Below are 16,269 nucleotides of genomic sequence, written 5' to 3'. Positions count from 1 at the left end.
CGGGCGTGGGAGAACCGTCCGCACGTCGTAGCATCCGGGCGTGTCCACGAAGCCCGAGCACGCCGGTCCCGAGCCCGAGGAGCCCGACAAGGTGAGCGCGGCAGTGGACGGCGACTCGCTGGACGCGGCGGACCGGATCGCACCGACCTGGACCGAACCGGTCGCCGCGGCGGCCTCCCGCCCCTTCGGCGGCCCGCTGGGCAGGCACGCGCAGGTCGGCAGGCAGTGGTTCTGGACCCCGCTGCGCGTGCTGCTGCTGCTGGCGATGATCACGCTCGCCGCGGCCTGGTTGTTCAAGGCGCCCTGCCTGCAGACCTACGACACCTCGCAGGGCACCCAGCTGGACTGGCGGGCGAACCGCCAGTACACGGCGATGTGCTACTCCGACATCATCCCCCGCTTCGGCATGGGCGACCTCGCCCCCGACGGGGTGTTCCCGTACAAGACGCCGTGGACCGCAGCGCCCGGGACACCGCCGGAAGAGCAGCACTACATGGAGTACCCGGTGGTCACCGGGGTGTTCCAGTGGATCAACGCGAAGATCACCGATGGCTGGTCGACGCTGTCCGCGCTGGGCTGGCTGCCCCCGGTGATGATCACCGTCCTGTACTTCAACGTCACCGCGTTCTGGCTCACCGCGGCCTGGCTCGTCGTGGTGTGGTCCGCGATGCGGCTCGCCGCGCGCCGCACCTGGGACGCGGCGCTGGTCGCGCTGAGCCCGCTGGTGTTCGTGCACGCCTTCACCAACTTCGACGCCATCAGCGCCGCGCTCGCCACCACCGGGCTGCTGGCCTGGGCGAAGCGACGACCGTGGCTCGCCGGGGTGCTGATCGGGCTCGGCGGCGCGGCGAAGCTGTACCCGCTGCTGCTGCTCGGTCCGCTGCTCGTGCTGTGCCTGCGGGCGGGACGCCTGCGCGACGGTGGACGCGCGCTCGCCGGGGCCGCGGTCGCCTGGCTGGTGGTGAACCTGCCGATCCTGCTGCTGTACCCGGTCGGCTGGGGCGAGTTCTACCGGCTCAACACCACGCGCGGGGCCGATCCGGATTCGCTGTACAACGCGCTCGCCCACTTCACCGGCTGGGCCGGGTTCGACGGGCAGCTCGCCGCGGGGCAGTCGCCGATGGTGCTCAACTCGGTGGCGCTGGGGCTGTTCGTGCTGGCCTGCGCCGCGATCGGCTGGCTCGCGCTGGCCGCGCCGGTGCGACCCCGGCTGGTGCAGCTGTGCTTCCTGGTGGTCGCCGCGTTCCTGCTGACGAACAAGGTGTGGAGCCCGCAGTACTCGTTGTGGCTGGTGCCGCTGGCGGTGCTCGCGGTGCCGCGCTGGCGGTGGCTGCTGAGCTGGATGGTCGTGGACGCGGCGATGTGGGCGCCGCGGATGTACTACTACCTGGGCACCGGCAACAAGGGGCTGCCGGAGGGCTGGTTCCTGGGCGCGGTGCTGGTCCGCGACCTGCTGGTGGTCGCGTTGTGCGCGCTCGTGGTGCACGAGGTGCTGCACCCGGCCGCGGACCGGGTGCGCCGTGCGCTCGGCCCCGCGGGCTCGCACGGGGTGGACGCGGTGGACGACCCGTCCGGCGGATTCCTCGACGATGCCCCGGACCGCGTCGTGCTGCCCTGGCCGCGCGGCGCCGCGCGCCGGATCGGCGGCTGGCTGCGGACCGTCGGGCCCGGGGTTCAGCGCGGCGAACGCGCGAGCTGAACCGTCCGCTCCACATCGGACTCCGGCGGCGACTCGTCCTCGTCCACCGTGGACGTCGACCGGAGGAACGCCGGGAACAGGCCGACCAGCAGCGCGGCGCGCCCCCACACCCCGATCATCAGGGCTTGGGCGGTGAACCCGTCGCCGATCCCGCCGCCCTCGCCCAGCCAGCGGAAGATGCTGATGCCCATCGCGAGGTCCGCCAGCAGGTACGCCACCACCCAGCCCCAGCGCACCCGCAGCAGCACGAAGAACGGCAGCAGCCACAGCACGTACTGCGGCGAGTGCACCTTGTGCAGCAGCAGGAATCCGCACAGCACCGCCGCCGACACCTGGATCCACGGGTAGGTGCCGGTGCGCCGCCGCAGCCACTCGCCCGCCGCGCACGCCGCCGCGAACGACAGCAGCACCGCCACCGGCGAGACCACGCCCATCACCTGCTGGAACCCGTCGGCGTCGGCGAAGCCGCGGGAACCCCAGTACCAGATGGAGTTCGTGCTCAGGTCCACCTTCCGCGCGGACTGGAACTCGAACGACGCCCACCAGCCCTCGAAACCGGCCAGCGCGAACGGCAGGTTCACCAGCACCACGGTCCCCGCCGCGGCGCCGAGCACCGCCAGCGCGCCGCGCACGTCGCACCGCCTCCCGGCGGGCAGCTCCGCACCACCGCGGCCACCGGTGAGCACGTGCAGCGCCAGCGGCAGCACGAACAACCCCGGGTAGACCTTGAACGCGAACCCGGCTCCCAGCAGCACCGCGCCCCAGACGCCGCGGGTGCGCAACGGCGCTCCCCCGCGGTGCACCACGAACACCGCGGCCACCGCGCACGCCACCACCGGCAGGTCCCAGTTGTGGAACGCGTACAGCACCAGCGGCGGGCTCAACGCCCACAGCAGCGCCCGGTGCCCGCTCAGCCGGCCCAGCCACCACGCCACCGCCACCCCGAACGGCGCCATCAGCAGCGCCGACGCGGCGAGGAACCCGGCGTCGGTGTGCACGGCCAGCGCGCCCAGCCAGATCAGCAGGCCGGACAGCACCGGGTACTCGACGACGCCGCCGTGCAGCGAACCGTCCTCGTCGATGCCGCCGTGCACGTACGGGAAGACGTGCCGGTCGATGTCCCGGCCCACCCACAGGTTCTGCACGTCGGAGTAGCAGACCTCCGAGTACGCGCGTTCCTGGTAGGCCGGTTCCGAACGGCCCCACTGGTCGAACTCGGGTCCGGTGCAGCGGGCCTTGTTCGCCCAGCCCGCGGCCAGCGCCAGCGCGGTGAGCAGGCACAGCAGCGCGAGCGTCCCGGCGGTGAGGCGCCGCCCCGCGCGGCCCGGAACGGGCCGGGAACCGGCGAGCTGCTCGCGCATCGGCGTCCTCCCTGCCGGGCCCTCGCTGTCCGCGCCGACCCTAGCCGCCGGTGCGGATCACCCGCGCACCTTGTCCCGCAGGAAGCCGATGTCCGCGGCCTGCCCGTCGCCGGGGGTCTCCACCACGACCGGCGCCCCGGCGGTCTCGCACACCGCGACCAGCACGTCCGGGTCGATCTCGCCCGCGCCGATGTTCGCGTGCCGGTCCCGGGAGGAGCCGAACGCGTCGCGGGAGTCGTTGAGGTGCACCAGGTCGATCCGCCCGGTGATGCCCTTGACCCGCTCCGCGATGCCCGGCAGCTCCTCGCCCGCCGCGTGCGCGTGGCAGGTGTCCAGGCAGAACCCGGCGCCGAACTCGCCGACCGCGTCCCACAACCGGGAGAGCACGTCGAAGCGGCGCGCCATCGCGTTCGCCCCGCCCGCGGTGTTCTCGATCAGCACCGGCACCGCGAACCCGCCCTCGTTGGCCTGGCGCTCGAACAGCTTGCGCCAGTTCGCGATGCCCTCGGCCGGGTCGTCGTCCTTGGTGACGTGCCCGCCGTGCACCACCAGGCCGCGGGCACCGACCTCGGCGGCCGCCTTCGCCTGCTGCGCCACGGCCTTGCGGGACGGGATGCGGATGCGGTTGTTCAACGACGCCACGTTGATCACGTACGGCGAGTGGATGAACACCGCGAGCTCGCCGTCGCGCAGCTCCGCGGCCTGCGGGTGCGGCTTCGGGGCCTTCCAGCCCTGCGGGTCGGACAGGAAGAACTGCACGACGTCCGCGCCCCGCTCCTGGGCCGCGGTGATCGGATCGTCGTCCCGGACATGAGCACCGATGAGCATGTCCGCAGGGTAGTCACCCGCCGGTCGGCCCGTGCCGCGCGGCGGGCCCGCCCGACCCGTCCGGCGCTGCTCCGAAGCGGTGGCGCAATCGGGTTCTCAATCGTTCAGGTTTCCCAAGATGCGGATTTGGCGAAGTTTTCGTGTGCGGGCCGTCACCACTTGCCAGCGGGACACGTTATTTTCCTTAGAAGTGGTGAACGGGGATCACGGGGCCGTGCAGCGGGGAGGAACCATGAGTGACGAAGCCATGCGTCCAGGCGAAGGCACGAAACCGCAGGTGAATCCGCTGCTGCGCCGTGCGGCGCGCACCGGTTTCGGCCGGGTGCTGGCCGCCGGGACCGTCGGTGCCTTCGTCACCGCGAGCAGCCTGCTCGGCGCGGGGACCGCGAGCGCCGCGGGTTCCGTCGTCCTCGACCAGTGCGCGGGCACCACCGAATCGAGCGAGTACGGCCAGACCATCCTCGCCTCGCCGAACACGCTGGACGCGAAGGTGCGGCAGGGGACGCTGCTCGTCTTCCCGTTCGGCTTCGACGTCGCCGACCAGGCCGTGCAGGAGTTCAAGAGCGGCGGGTCGATCACACTGGGCACCGTCACCGAGGAGAAGCAGAAGTTCTCCGGCAAGACCCTCGCCCAGGAGTTCACCCCGCGCATCGACGGCCTGGCCGCGCTGCAGGGCCGCGGCGCCGAGGTGAGCAAGCACGTCCGCAACCTCGCCGCCCTCGGCTGCCTCGGCGCGAGCGTCACCGGGCACGAGAAGCCCGCCCCGCCGCCGCCCGCGCCCGAACCGGACCCCAGCGAGCAGCCCGCACCGCCGACGAACACGGCGCCCGCGCCGCCGAGCACCGGCGTGCAGCCGGCGCCCGGCACCACCGCTCCCGGTGTGCCCGGGTACCCGACCGGCGCCCCCGTGCTGGTCGCGCCGCCCGGCTACGCCACGGGCGCGCCCGGCCTGCCCGGCCAGCTGCCGCCGTGGGCGCAGGCCCAGTTCGGCGCCGCCCCCGGCTTCTCGCCGAACATCGGCGACCTGCGGGAACAGGCCGCCGCGAAGGAGCGCGAGCAGGCCGAGCAGGCGGCGCGCGACGAGGTCCGGGCCGCGGGCAAGGCCGAGGCGCTGCCGATGAGCCAGGGCGACCGGGTGGCGTTGCCGGTGCTCATCGCCGCGATCTCGCTCGCCGGGGTCACCGCGGCCCTGGTCCGCACCTGGGTGCTGCGCCGCGCCTGATCGGCGGCGGCGAGCCGCTCGCGCCGCACCTGATCGCCCGCGGCGCGGTGGTACCCACCTCACCGGACCGTCGGACCTGGTTGCTAGCCTTGCCGGGTTCGTGAAGGACCCTCCTGCCACGGAAAGTCCGTGGCCGTGAGTCCACAGGAGGTGAGTGGTCTTCATGCGTCATTACGAGCTCATGGTCATCCTCGACCCGAGCCTGGACGAGCGCACCGTGCCTCAGTCCCTGGAAAACTTCCTCAAGGTCATCCGCAACGACGGTGGCAGCGTCGAGAAGCTCGATGTGTGGGGCCGTCGCCGGCTCGCCTTCGAGATCGAGAAGCAGGCCGAGGGCATCTACGTCGTCGTGGACATCAACAGCGAGCCCGCCTCGATCAAGGAGCTGGACCGCCAGCTGAACCTGAACGAGACGATCCTGCGCACCAAGGTGCAGCGGCGCGTCGCCGAACCGCGCAAGGAGGCCCGCGTGGCCCGCGCGGCCGCGAAGGCGACCAAGCACGCCAACCGCTCCGAGGCCTCGGCCTGAGCGACCGCGACCGGATCAGTCCGGTCCGTTGGCGGCGATCCGCACTTCAGGTGACCCGCATTTCAAGAGACCCCGCATGTCAAGGACGGAGTCCAGGCGATGGCCGGTGAAACGGTAATCACGGTGGTCGGCAACCTCACCGCCGACCCGGAGCTGCGCTTCACACCTTCCGGTGCAGCCGTGGCGAACTTCACGATCGCCTCGACGCCGCGCACCTTCGACCGCCAGTCCGGCGAGTGGAAGGACGGCGAAGCGCTGTTCCTGCGTTGCAACATCTGGCGCCAGGCCGCGGAGAACGTGGCCGAGACGCTGACCCGCGGCATGCGGGTCGTTGCGCAGGGCAGGTTGCGCCAGCGTTCCTTCGAGACGAAGGAAGGCGAGAAGCGCACCGTCGTCGAGCTCGAGGTCGACGAGATCGGGCCCTCCCTGAGGTACGCGACCGCCAAGGTGAACAAGGTCAGCCGCGGTGGCGGCGGCGGCGGTGGTTTCGGTGGTGGCGGCGGCCAGTCCGCGCCTGCCGACGACCCGTGGGGTTCGGCTCCCCCCGCCGGTTCTTCCGGCGGCGGGTTCAGCGACGAACCGCCGTTCTGACGCCCGCGCGCTCACTCGACTCGAATTAGCTTTCCAGGAGGAAGACCATGGCCAAGGCGCCTGTGCGCAAGCCTAAGAAGAAGGTCTGCGTGTTCTGCAAGGACCGCGCTGCGCAGAGCATCGACTACAAGGACACGACGCTGCTGCGCAAGTACATCTCGGACCGCGGCAAGATCCGCGCCCGTCGGGTGACCGGCAACTGCAGCCAGCACCAGCGCGACGTCGCCATCGCGGTGAAGAACGCCCGCGAGATGGCGCTGCTGCCCTACACCTCGACCGCCCGCTGATTCGAGACCGCTCGTCCGGCCCGCGCTGCTCCGGCGCGCGGTCCCGGATGTCCGCGGTCTCGTGAGAGACGCTAGAAGGAGACACGTCGTGAAGATCATTCTGACTGCTGACGTGACCGGCCTGGGCGAGTCGGGTGACATCGTCGAGGTCAAGGACGGCTACGCGCGCAACCTGCTGCTGCCGCGCGGCCTGGCCATCGTCGCCACCAAGGGCGCGCAGAAGCAGATCGAGACGATCCGCCGCACCCAGGAGGCGCGCCGGGTCCGCGACCTGGAGCACGCCCAGGAGCTGAAGGCGCAGCTGCAGGACCTCGGTCCGGTCACGCTGAACGCCAAGGTCTCGGCGCAGGGCAAGCTGTTCGGTTCGATCACCGCCGCCGATGTCGTGGCAGCGGTGCGCAAGGCCGGTGGCCCGAACCTGGACAAGCGCACGGTGGACCTGCGCGGTCACATCAAGGCCCTCGGCAAGCACGGGGTCGACGTCCGGCTGCACCCCGACGTCAAGGCGTCGGTGAACGTCCAGGTGTCGGCCGCGAGCTGACCCGGTACGCGTTCGTTCGGCGGGAGTCCGGGCTTCCCGGGCTTCCGCCGATGCGTCCGGCCGCCGCGCTGGAGCGTTCGGCGCCGGTGGGTTCCGCTGTCCGGCGGGCGGCGATGATCACCCGTTCGCCAGCTTGACGGTGACGGAACTCGTTCGTGCGCCGTCGACTTCGACACGCCGAACGAGCAGTTTCCCCGCGACACGCCGCGGGTTTTTCAACAGATTTCTCCACAAGCAGTCCACAAGGGCTGACCTGTGCTTTTCGGATGATCTTGGTCGGTTGTCCCCAGGTTGTCCCCATCTGTTCCGCCGAGTTGTACACAGGTATCCGCGACTTGTCCCCAGCTGTCCACAGGTTGTCCCGATAGTTGTCCACAGCTCGGTTTGCCTGGTCCATGCGAGCGATCTAGCTTCCCCCACGCGCCCGCGCGTGACGGATCGTGATCGGCCGGTGCGTTCCGGCCGGCTCCCGCACCGGGGACGCCGTCGTGGATCGCGCGACCAATAAGGCCGCCCGCAGCGGTGGCGGGTGACGGTGTCGGAGGTGACGGGTACCCGTGGCGTTGGCAGACGAACGAGGCGCACAGCCCGCGTCGAACGGGGACTCCGGCTTCGAACGCCAGCCCCCGCAGGACTTGGCCGCGGAGCAGTCCGTGCTCGGCGGCATGATGCTCAGCAAGGACGCCATCGCCGACGTCGTCGAGGTGCTGACCCCGAACGACTTCTACCGGCCCGCGCACCAGTCCATCTACAACTGCGTCCTCGACCTGTACGGCCGCGGCGAACCCGCGGACGCGATCACCGTCTCCGCCGAGCTCGAACGCCGCCAGGAGCTGCAGCGCATCGGCGGCGCCCCCTACATGCACACGCTGATCGCCAGCGTGCCGACCGCGGCGAACGCCGGCTACTACGCCGAGATCGTCGCGGAGAAGGCGGTGCTGCGGCGCCTGGTCGAAGCGGGCACCCGGATCGTGCAGCTCGGCTACCACGGTGCCGAGGGCTCCGCGATCGAAGAGGTCGTGGACCGGGCGCAGGCCGCCATCTACGACGTCACCGAGCGCCGCACCAGCGAGGACTACGCCGCGCTGGAGGACCTGCTGCAGCCGACGATGGACGAGATCGACGCCATCGCCTCCCGCGGCGGCGAGTCCCAGGGCATCCCCACCGGTTTCGTCGACCTCGACGAGGTCACCAACGGGCTGCACGGCGGACAGATGATCATCGTCGCGGCGCGACCAGGTGTCGGCAAGGCGCTCGCGCTGGACACCCCGCTGCCCACCCCCGGCGGCTGGACCACGATGGGCGAGGTCGCCGTCGGCGACGAGCTGATCGGGCTGTCCGGGCAGCCCATCCGGGTGGTGCGCGCGACCGAGGTGCTCACCGACCGCCCCTGCTTCGAAGTCGAGTTCTCCGACGGCGGTGTCCTCGTCGCCGACGCCCAGCACCAGTGGCGGCTCTCCGACGGTCAGGTCCGCACCACCGCCGAACTCGCCGCCGCAGGCACCGACCACGAACTCCCCGCGCACACCGGCCTCCGGCTGCCGCAGCGCGAGCTGCCCGTCGCGCCGTACGCGCTCGGCGTGTGGCTCGCCGCGGGCGACGAGTCCGGGCAGGTGCGCGGCGCGCCGGAACTGCTGGAGCAGGCCGGTCTCGCGCACGCCGCCGAACCCGCGGACGCCGAGGTCACCACCGTCGGCGCCGTCGTCGAATACCCGGCCGAGGAGGGCGCCGCGGAGCCGGACGCCCCGAAGCCCGAGTTCGGCGTGGACATCCCCGCCGCGCTCGCCCGGTTCGGTTCCTGGGACGACCACGACCTGCCGCCCGCGTACCTGCGCGCCAGCGAGGAGCAGCGCCGCGCGCTGCTGGCCGGGCTGCTCGACGCCGCCGGTTCCGTCGATGCCGACGGCAGGCTGCGGCTGGAGATCAGCGAGCCGCTGTCGGTGCGGGTGCGGGAGCTGCTGCTCGGCCTCGGCTACACCTGCGGCGCCCGGATCGCCGACTCCGCACCCGGCGGTTTCGACCGGGTGGCGATCGTGTTCGACAGCGGACCGGACGAGGTGTTCCGGCTGCCCGCGAAGAACTCGGAGCACAAGGAAGCCAGGCAGGACCGCGTCGAGCCGCCGCGCCGCATCGTCGCCCTCCGCGAAGTGCCGAGCGTGCCGGTGCGCTGCGTCGAGGTCGACGCCCCCGACCACCTGTACCTCGCGGGCCGCGGCATGGTGCCCACGCACAACTCCACGCTGGGCCTGGACTTCGCCCGCACCGCGTCGATCAAGCACGGCCTGGCCAGCGTCATCTTCTCGCTGGAAATGGGCAAGACCGAGATCGTGATGCGCATGCTCTCCGCGGAGGCCCGCATCCGGCTCGGCGACATGCGCGGTGGCCGCATGACCGACGACGACTGGACGCGGCTCGCGCGGCGGATGAGCGAGATCAGCGAAGCGCCGCTGTACGTGGACGACTCGCCGAACCTCACCATGATGGAGATCCGGGCGAAGGCCCGGCGGCTCAAGCAGCGCGCCGACATCCAGCTGGTCGTCGTGGACTACCTGCAGCTGATGACCTCCGGCAAGCGCGTCGAATCCCGGCAGCAGGAGGTCTCGGAGTTCTCCCGAAACCTCAAGCTGCTCGCCAAGGAGCTGGAAGTCCCCGTCGTCGCGATCTCCCAGCTGAACCGAGGTCCCGAACAGCGCACCGACAAGCGCCCGCAGCTCTCGGACCTGCGTGAATCCGGTTCCCTGGAGCAGGACGCGGACATGGTGATCCTGATCAACCGGCCGGACGCGTTCGAACGCGACGACCCCCGGATGGGCGAGGCCGACCTGATCCTGGCCAAGCACCGCGCCGGCCCCCAGGCCACCATCACCGTCGCCCACCAGCTGCACTACAGCCGCTTCGTCGACATGGCCCCGGAATAGGGCGTGCCGCACCGGCGGCGGCCGGATCAGGCCGCGGTGAAGCTCTCCTCGCGGAGGAGGGGCACCGCGGTGCTCGCATCGACCTCGGCGGCGATCTCGACGTCGTCGGCGAAGCCCCCGTCGACGAGTTCCCGCCCGCTCGCGCTCGCGCGCAACCGCGCCGGCAGGTCACCGGCGACCGCGCGGTGGGCGGCGGCCGCGGAGAACGCCTCGGGTGCGAACGACCCGAAGCCCTGCGCGTCGAGCGCGGCGAGGTAGGCACCGGCACCCCAGAGGTCCTCGACGGCAGGGCGCAACGAACCGTCCGGCCAGCGCTCACCAGCGGCGATGACCGACACGGACGCTCCGCGCACCGCGGCGAGCCGGTTCCTCGTCCACTCCGCGGCGGCGGTGGCGTTGCGCAGGCTGACGCCGATCAGGGTCGTGCCGGTCGCGGCGACGTCCTGCGCGATCGTCGATCCGTTCGGCGACGGGAGGACGAGCCTGCGGACCGGGCCGGCGGCTCGGATGGTCCCGGCGGAGAGGCTGATCCGCCCCGGCCGCGCCGCCGACCGGCCCACGGCCAGCACGGCGTCGCGCTCCTGCGCGAACCGCTCGGCGCGCTCGTCCCGCCAGCGGAAGGGGAAGACCTCGATCCCCCGGTCGACCGCGACGGTCAGCGCGGTGGTGAAGGACAGCACGTCGACGACGGCGACCAGGTCGGACGCTCCGGCCAAGGTCTCGGCGCCGACCGGCCCCCAGTCGAACCGGGCCGACCAGGGCTCCTGCGCGTGCGGATTCGCCATGCAGCGGACGATAACGAGGACACCTCGCTCGCGAGCGGCGTTCCGGAATGGCCGGTCAGGCGCCGGTGGTGCCGTCGATCGCTTCGCGGAGGAGGTCGGCGTGGCCGTTGTGCCGGGCGTACTCGTGGATCAGGTGCAGCAGCACCAGGCGCAGCGAGACGTCGGTGCCGGAGCGCGGGTCGCGGGCCACGACGTCGAGGGACTCGGCTTCGCGCTCGATGCGGCGGGAGTGCTCGACCTCGGCGCGCCACGCGGCGAACGCCTCCGCCCCGGTGCACCCGCTCGGGTCGTAGGCGGCCTGGAAGTCGCCGTCGGCGGACCACACCAGCGGGACGGCCTCGCCCGCGATGGTGCGGCGGAACCAGGCCCGCTCGACCTCGGCCAGGTGTCGCAGCAGGCCGAGCAGGCTCAGCTCGGACGGCGGGGACGCCCGCCTGCGCAGCTCCTCGTCCGCGAGGCCGTCGCACTTGATGGCCAGCGTCGCCCGGTGGAAGTCCAGGTAGGCGCGCAGCATCGGTCGTTCGGCGCCGGTCGTCGGCGGGGCGGGACGTTCGGCGGGCACGAGCACTCCTGGATCAGAACGAGGGATCAGAACCGGGGCTCAGAACGGGCAGTACATGACGTGCAGGCCGATCCGGCCCAGCTCGGGGTGCTCGAACGCGCCGGGCACGGTGCCGATCACCGCGAAGCCGAGCCGCTCGTAGAGCGCGACGGCCGAGCGGTTCGACTCGACGACCGCGTTGAACTGCATCCCCGCGTAGCCGGCGCCGCGCGCCCAGGACAGAGCATCCCCGCACAGCCCGCCGCCGACGCCTCGGCCGCGCGCCTCCGCGGCGACCATGAAGCTCGCGGTGGACACGTGCGCGCCCGGTCCTGCCCGGTTCGGCCCCATCTTGGCGGTGCCCAGCACCCGCCCGTCGACCTCGGCGACGGTGGTGCGGCCCGGCGGCCGTTCCAGCCAGAGCTCGCGGGCCTGCTCGGCGGACAGGTCCCGCTCGTAGCAGAACGTCTCGCCCGCGCGCCACCTCGCGGAGGATCGGCCACACCTCGGGCCAGTCGGCCTCGACGAACTCCCGGATCCGCATGCGGCGAACGCTAGTGCGGCCCGGGTGGGTGAACAATCGGTTTTCCGCCGCTCGTCCGATCGCCGTGACCTCGGACGACCGCGCCGCGGGCGAACACCGGGCGCACCGGGCCGACACGCCGGGGCACGCGCTGCCGGAGTGATCAACGTCCGCTCCCTACCCTCGATGCACATCCGGTACCGGTCGCGGCGAAGGGCGAACTGATGCGCACCGTTTTCCTGCACGGTGAGGTGGACGGCTTCGCCGCCTCCGCCGCCGCGCTGTCCGAGCGGTTCGGTGCGCGCCCCGACGCGCCCGACCTGCTCGGCGTGCTGCTGCGGGACAAGTGCGCGCGGGACGGGCTGCTCGCCCGCTGGACCGCGCCCGACCTGGTGCGGGTGCTCACCGAGGTGGTGCCCCGGCACCTGGTGCTGCCCCGCTGGGCGGCGGTGCCGGAGCTGCTGCACGAGTGGGTGGACTTCCTCGCCGGGGAACGGCTGCTGATGGCCGGCAGCGACCCGGTGTCCGCGCTGCACGCGGCGATCGACGAGGCCCGGCCCGCCTTCCTGGCGGCGATGGCCGAACCGGCCGAGTGGGGGCCGGAGAAGTTCTGGTCGCTGGCCGCTCGGGAGCACGGCGTCGACCTCGGCGCGAAAGGCGCGTTCGCCCGGTTCGTCGCCGCGGTGGACGACGGCGAGATCGAGCTGGACCGGGCCGTGCTGCGCACCGTCGAAGAACGGGCCGACCGGGAACCGCTGCCCGTCCCGGTGCACTGGCTGCCACCGATGCGCATCCCCGACGGTGCGACGCCGGACGCCGAAGCGGCGGGCACTCCGATCATCGCGCGGATGGCGGCGCTGCTGCGCTGGGCCGGCACCGGCCGCGAGCTCGGCGACGGGGCGGAACTGGCCGCGGCGCTCGACTGCGAGCCGGACCTGGCACCGGCCACCGCGGCGTGGGCGGACCGCGCGCACCTGGTGCGGATCCTCGACGGCCGGGTGGTGCGCAGCGCGATCAGCACCCCGCTGCTGGCCGAACCGGGCGTGCTGTGGACGCGGCTGTGGCAGTCGTTCGTGCTGCTCGACGAGGTCGCCGGGGCGGACGCCGAGCTGCTGGACGGGCTGCTCGACGGCGAGGACGCGTTCCCGGAACTGGTGCAGGCGGTGCTCAGCGCGCTCTACACCGACACCGGCGCGGTGCCGGTCGAGCAGGTGGTGGGCCTGGTGCTGCACGCGATCACCGACCGGGCCGACGCGCGGCCCGCGGTGGCGCGCGTGGTGGACCGGGTGCTGCGGCTCTGGGAACCGCTGGGCGTGCTGCGCCGCTACCGCACCGAGCTGCCGGAACTGCTGGAGCGGATCGAGGCGTTCGCGCCCGGCTCGGCGGACCGGACGGTGGTGGAGCTGCTGCCGCTGGGCGTGTGGGCCGCGCACGGCTCGCTGCGCGGGTACGGGTTCATCGCCCCGACGCTGGAGGAGGCGGTGGCGCTGCCCGCCGAGGTGGTGGTGCTCGCGCTGCCGGGCGGCCCGCCGGACGTGGTGGGCGAGGTCGTCGCGGGCTGGGTCGGGCTCCGCGGCCGGGCGGCGGCCGCCGTGGAACTCGCCGACCTGCTGCGCCGCGTCGACGACCCCGAGGTGCGGCTCGGCGCGCTGTGGCTGCTGGAGCACACCGGCGACGAAGGCGTGGCCGCGGTGCGCGGGCTGCGCGAGGACCCGGTGTGCGGGCCCGCCGCCCGGATGTGGCTGCGGGTGCGGCCGACCGAGCGGGACGTGGAGCTGCGCGACGGGGACGAGCTGGTGGTGGCGCTGGACGCGATGGCGGTGACCGCGCGCGAGGACTCGGCCGCGTTCCTCGCCGACTTCCGGACCCGCACCACCCCGGACCAGCTGGCGGTCCTCGACGGGATCGCCCGGACCGGGGACGCGCGGGCCGACGTGGTGCTCGGCGTCGTCGCCGCCGCCCACCCCGACGAGCAGGTGTCCACCGCGGCCCGGGAACGCCTGGACCGCTTGAACACCGCCTGATCCGGCCTGGCGGTCCACCCGCCCGGCCGGACCGGGGACGATCAGCCGGCGGCCGGGCAGGACAGGTCCTGGGCCGGGCGCTCCCCGTCCACGAGGAACGCGGTGGTCACGTCCAGCACGCAGGCGTTGCCGCCGAGCACGTAGGCGCCGTGCCCGGCCTCGTCGGCGCTGACCAGCCGTGCGCGGTCGCCGAACTTCTCCCGGAGCAGCTCGCCGCCGCGGTGCGGGGTGACCGGGTCGCGGCGGTTCTGCACGATGAGCACGTTCTCCGGCCCGTCGGCGCGGACCGGCACCCGCGGTTCGGCGGGCTCGTGCGCCCAGAACGCGCAGGGCAGCACGTTCGCGGCGGCCGCGCCGAACAGCGGGAACTCCGCCCGGTCCGCGGCCACGTCGCGCCGGTAGGTCTCGACGTCCTCCGGCCAGGGGACGTCGTTGCAGGTCACCGCGAGGAACACCGACAGCGAGTTGTCCAACGCCGAGGTGTCCGACCCGGCGAGTTGCTGCGCGCGCACCGCGCCCTCGTCGGAGTCGCGCAGCGACTGCCAGAGCTGCGCGGTCCGGCCGTAGGTCGATTCGGCGTACAGCCCGACGAAGGTGGCCAGCCGGAACTGCGCCCCGTCCACCCCGGCGAACGGGTGGGCGTCGAGGCGTTCGGCGAGGTCGAAGTAGGTGCGCCGCACCTCCTCCGGCGTGCCGCCGAGGCCGTAGGAGTCGCCGCGCTGCGCGACCCACGCCGCGAAGTCCGGGAAGGCCTGCTCGGCGCCGAGCGCGAACCGGCGCATCCCGTCCCGGTCCAGCGCGGTGTCGCCGATGTTGCTGTCCAGCACCACCCGGTCGGCCCGCTCCGGGAACATCGAGGCGTACGCGGCGCCCAGCGCGGAACCGTAGGACGCGCCGTAGAAGCTCGCCTGCTCCTCGCCGAGCGCGGCCCGGATCCGGTCCAGGTCGCGCGCCATGTTCGCGGTGGTGAGGCTGCTCAGCCGCCCGTCGTCGTGCTGGTCGCACTGCTCTGCGATGACGCGCACCTCCTCGGCCCGCTCGGTGACCGCGGCGTCGTCCGCCGCGTACGGCGGGATGTTCCCGTAGCGCGCCTGCTCGTCGGTGAAGCCGCAGCTCACCGGGGAGGAGTGGCCCACTCCCCTGGTGTCCATCCCGATCAGGTCGTAGGAGTCCAGCACGCTCGCGGGCAGACCCCGGCTCGCCAGATCGGCGCCGAAGGACAGCCCGGAGCCGCCGGGCCCGCCGGGGTTGAGCAGCAGCACGCCGCGCCGCTGCTCGGGGTGCTGGCTGGCCAGCCGCGAGATCGTGAGGTCGAGCTGCGCGCCGTCCGGGTCGGAGTAGTCCACCGGCACCGGCACCACGGCGCACTGCACCGGTAGCGGGTCGGTCACCACGTCCGCCGGGCACGGCCCCCACTCCAGCTCCGGCGCGGTGTTCTCGGCCGACGCCGGTACCGCCAGCAGCGAGCCCGCGAGGCCCGCCGCGATCAGCGCGGCCGCACTCCGGGCCGCGCTCCGCTTGAGATCCATGTCCTGCCCCTCATCCCTCGGTGTTCTCCCGAGAGCACTCAACGGCGTGTCCCAGGGGCAGGGTCAACGGGTCGGGAGTGGAGTTGCTCCGTTCGGCCGCGGGCGCTCGGCCGGTGGTCAGCCGAGTTCGTCGAGGGCGGCGGGGAGTTCGGTGATGTCGCCGAGCACGCGGTGCGCGCCAGCGAGGGCGTCCTCGGCGGGCGGGAAGTGCGCGTTGGGCACCGCGAACACGGTGGCTCCGGAGGCGGTGGCGGCGCGCAGCCCGTTGCTGGAGTCCTCGACGGCGGCGCAGTCGGCGGCGGAGGTGCCGAGCAGCCGCGCGGCCTCCAGGTACACGTCGGGCGCGGGTTTGCCCCTGCCGACCTGCTCGCTGGAGAGGGTGGCGCCGACGGTGAGGCCGGTGCTGTCCAGGAACGCCTGGATGATCCGCGGCGGTGCGGAGCTGGCGATGGCGGTGGGGAACCGCTCGGCGACGCGCCGCAGGGTGTCGGCGGCGCCGGGCAGCACGGGCGCGTCCGCGGCGTAGACGCGGGCCATCTCGGCGATGACCCGCTCGGCGGCGTCGTCGGCGGTGAGCTGCGCGCCGAGGTCGTCGACGAGGTAGCGGGCCCACTCCGGGGTGCTCATGCCCTGCATGGCCCGGGTCGCGTCGTCGGTCCACCGGCCGCCGTGGGCGGCGACGACGTCGCGGCGGATCCGGTCCCAGAGTTGTTCGGAGTCGACGAGGACGCCGTCGAGGTCGAAGAGCACGGCTGCGGGAGTCACGTCGCCGATCGTAGGAGCCGAGGCGCGGGTGCGTCCCGCTCGGTGGTGCGGCGGTGGTGCAGGAGTGGTGCGGCGGTGGCGCGCCGGGCGGGTTGCTCCGGTCGCGGCGTCGCACTGCTGCGGATG

At 73.0% G+C, this 16,269-nt stretch carries 15 protein-coding genes; 8 read left to right on the top strand and 7 right to left on the bottom strand.

The features are described from left to right. Positions 1 to 40 precede the first annotated feature (40 nt). Positions 41 to 1,699 carry a glycosyltransferase family 87 protein gene (locus tag AC29IT_RS06715; RefSeq protein WP_488218159.1) on the top strand — a complete coding sequence of 553 codons (1,659 nt, stop codon included), beginning with the start codon at positions 41 to 43 and terminating at the stop codon, positions 1,697 to 1,699. On the opposite strand, the gene AC29IT_RS06710 is transcribed toward AC29IT_RS06715, so the two are convergent. Beyond that, positions 1,675 to 3,060: a glycosyltransferase family 87 protein gene (locus AC29IT_RS06710; RefSeq protein WP_488218158.1), complete on the bottom strand. Its 1,386-nt coding sequence runs from the start codon at positions 3,058 to 3,060 to the stop codon at positions 1,675 to 1,677. The genes AC29IT_RS06715 and AC29IT_RS06710 overlap by 25 nt on opposite strands. Positions 3,061 to 3,117: 57 nt before the next feature. After that, positions 3,118 to 3,888, bottom strand: a complete 771-nt coding sequence (locus tag AC29IT_RS06705) for a deoxyribonuclease IV (protein WP_488218157.1) — start codon at positions 3,886 to 3,888, stop codon at positions 3,118 to 3,120. A gap of 232 nt (positions 3,889 to 4,120) precedes the next feature. Between AC29IT_RS06705 and AC29IT_RS06700 the strand changes: the two genes are divergently transcribed. The 6 genes from AC29IT_RS06700 to dnaB all read left to right on the top strand — a co-directional run bounded on the left by AC29IT_RS06700 (position 4,121) and on the right by dnaB (position 9,976). After that, positions 4,121 to 5,110, top strand: a complete 990-nt coding sequence (locus AC29IT_RS06700; protein WP_358435156.1) for a hypothetical protein — start codon at positions 4,121 to 4,123, stop codon at positions 5,108 to 5,110. 163 nt (positions 5,111 to 5,273) lie between these two features. Next, positions 5,274 to 5,639 (top strand): 30S ribosomal protein S6, encoded by a 366-nt coding sequence (gene rpsF / locus AC29IT_RS06695; RefSeq protein WP_224962174.1) that lies wholly within the window; start codon positions 5,274 to 5,276, stop codon positions 5,637 to 5,639. Between the two features lie 99 nt (positions 5,640 to 5,738). Then, the gene (locus AC29IT_RS06690; RefSeq protein WP_488218156.1) at positions 5,739 to 6,230 is read left to right on the top strand and encodes a single-stranded DNA-binding protein; all 492 of its coding nucleotides are present in this window, start codon (positions 5,739 to 5,741) and stop codon (positions 6,228 to 6,230) included. A 47-nt stretch (positions 6,231 to 6,277) separates the two neighbouring features. Further along, positions 6,278 to 6,517 carry a 30S ribosomal protein S18 gene (rpsR, locus tag AC29IT_RS06685; protein ID WP_184484100.1) on the top strand — a complete coding sequence of 80 codons (240 nt, stop codon included), beginning with the start codon at positions 6,278 to 6,280 and terminating at the stop codon, positions 6,515 to 6,517. Between the two features lie 88 nt (positions 6,518 to 6,605). Then, on the top strand, positions 6,606 to 7,058 hold the full coding sequence (rplI, locus tag AC29IT_RS06680) for a 50S ribosomal protein L9 (RefSeq protein ID WP_358435151.1): 453 nt from the start codon (positions 6,606 to 6,608) through the stop codon (positions 7,056 to 7,058). Between the two features lie 665 nt (positions 7,059 to 7,723). Then, a complete protein-coding gene (gene dnaB / locus AC29IT_RS06675) occupies positions 7,724 to 9,976 on the top strand; it encodes a replicative DNA helicase (RefSeq protein WP_488218257.1) in 2,253 nt (750 codons plus the stop codon). Between the two features lie 26 nt (positions 9,977 to 10,002). Here the strand turns inward: dnaB and AC29IT_RS06670 are convergent, their stop codons facing one another. From AC29IT_RS06670 to AC29IT_RS06660, 3 genes are read right to left on the bottom strand one after another with little or no spacing between them, the layout of a single operon-like run. Continuing rightward, entirely contained in the window at positions 10,003 to 10,761 is a 759-nt protein-coding gene (locus tag AC29IT_RS06670) for a 2-phosphosulfolactate phosphatase (protein WP_488218155.1), read from the bottom strand. A 55-nt stretch (positions 10,762 to 10,816) separates the two neighbouring features. Further along, positions 10,817 to 11,323, bottom strand: a complete 507-nt coding sequence (locus AC29IT_RS06665; protein ID WP_488218154.1) for a DinB family protein — start codon at positions 11,321 to 11,323, stop codon at positions 10,817 to 10,819. A gap of 39 nt (positions 11,324 to 11,362) precedes the next feature. Continuing rightward, complete coding sequence (locus tag AC29IT_RS06660) at positions 11,363 to 12,019, bottom strand: N-acetyltransferase family protein (RefSeq protein WP_488218153.1); 657 nt, start codon at positions 12,017 to 12,019, stop codon at positions 11,363 to 11,365. Between the two features lie 30 nt (positions 12,020 to 12,049). On the opposite strand from AC29IT_RS06660, the gene AC29IT_RS06655 reads away from it, so the two are divergent. Then, positions 12,050 to 13,849, top strand: coding sequence for a HEAT repeat domain-containing protein (locus AC29IT_RS06655; RefSeq protein WP_488218152.1), 1,800 nt, complete (start codon positions 12,050 to 12,052; stop codon positions 13,847 to 13,849). Between the two features lie 41 nt (positions 13,850 to 13,890). Here the strand turns inward: AC29IT_RS06655 and AC29IT_RS06650 are convergent, their stop codons facing one another. Together AC29IT_RS06650 and AC29IT_RS06645 are read right to left on the bottom strand one after the other, a co-directional pair. Next, the gene (locus AC29IT_RS06650) at positions 13,891 to 15,378 is read right to left on the bottom strand and encodes an alpha/beta hydrolase (protein ID WP_488218151.1); all 1,488 of its coding nucleotides are present in this window, start codon (positions 15,376 to 15,378) and stop codon (positions 13,891 to 13,893) included. Between the two features lie 117 nt (positions 15,379 to 15,495). After that, positions 15,496 to 16,143 carry an HAD family hydrolase gene (locus AC29IT_RS06645; RefSeq protein ID WP_358435134.1) on the bottom strand — a complete coding sequence of 216 codons (648 nt, stop codon included), beginning with the start codon at positions 16,141 to 16,143 and terminating at the stop codon, positions 15,496 to 15,498. Positions 16,144 to 16,269: the final 126 nt, after the last annotated feature.

The organism is Saccharopolyspora sp. MMCC62 (genome assembly GCF_057736575.1).
Note: the sequence above shows the minus strand (reverse complement) of the source record. Positions and strands in the feature narration are given on the sequence as shown.

Bases quoted from the DNA above. Each gene is read 5' to 3' on its own strand.
- AC29IT_RS06710 (WP_488218158.1), bottom strand. From the start codon at position 3,060: ATGCGCGAGCAGCTCGCCGGTTCCCGGCCCGTTCCGGGCCGCGCGGGG.
- AC29IT_RS06705 (WP_488218157.1), bottom strand. From the start codon at position 3,888: ATGCTCATCGGTGCTCATGTCCGGGACGACGATCCGATCACCGCGGCC.
- AC29IT_RS06700 (WP_358435156.1), top strand. From the start codon at position 4,121: ATGAGTGACGAAGCCATGCGTCCAGGCGAAGGCACGAAACCGCAGGTG.
- rpsF (WP_224962174.1), top strand. From the start codon at position 5,274: ATGCGTCATTACGAGCTCATGGTCATCCTCGACCCGAGCCTGGACGAG.
- AC29IT_RS06690 (WP_488218156.1), top strand. From the start codon at position 5,739: ATGGCCGGTGAAACGGTAATCACGGTGGTCGGCAACCTCACCGCCGAC.
- rpsR (WP_184484100.1), top strand. From the start codon at position 6,278: ATGGCCAAGGCGCCTGTGCGCAAGCCTAAGAAGAAGGTCTGCGTGTTC.
- dnaB (WP_488218257.1), top strand. From the start codon at position 7,724: ATGATGCTCAGCAAGGACGCCATCGCCGACGTCGTCGAGGTGCTGACC.
- AC29IT_RS06670 (WP_488218155.1), bottom strand. From the start codon at position 10,761: ATGGCGAATCCGCACGCGCAGGAGCCCTGGTCGGCCCGGTTCGACTGG.
- AC29IT_RS06660 (WP_488218153.1), bottom strand. From the start codon at position 12,019: ATGTGCATCGAGGGTAGGGAGCGGACGTTGATCACTCCGGCAGCGCGT.
- AC29IT_RS06655 (WP_488218152.1), top strand. From the start codon at position 12,050: ATGCGCACCGTTTTCCTGCACGGTGAGGTGGACGGCTTCGCCGCCTCC.
- AC29IT_RS06650 (WP_488218151.1), bottom strand. From the start codon at position 15,378: ATGGATCTCAAGCGGAGCGCGGCCCGGAGTGCGGCCGCGCTGATCGCG.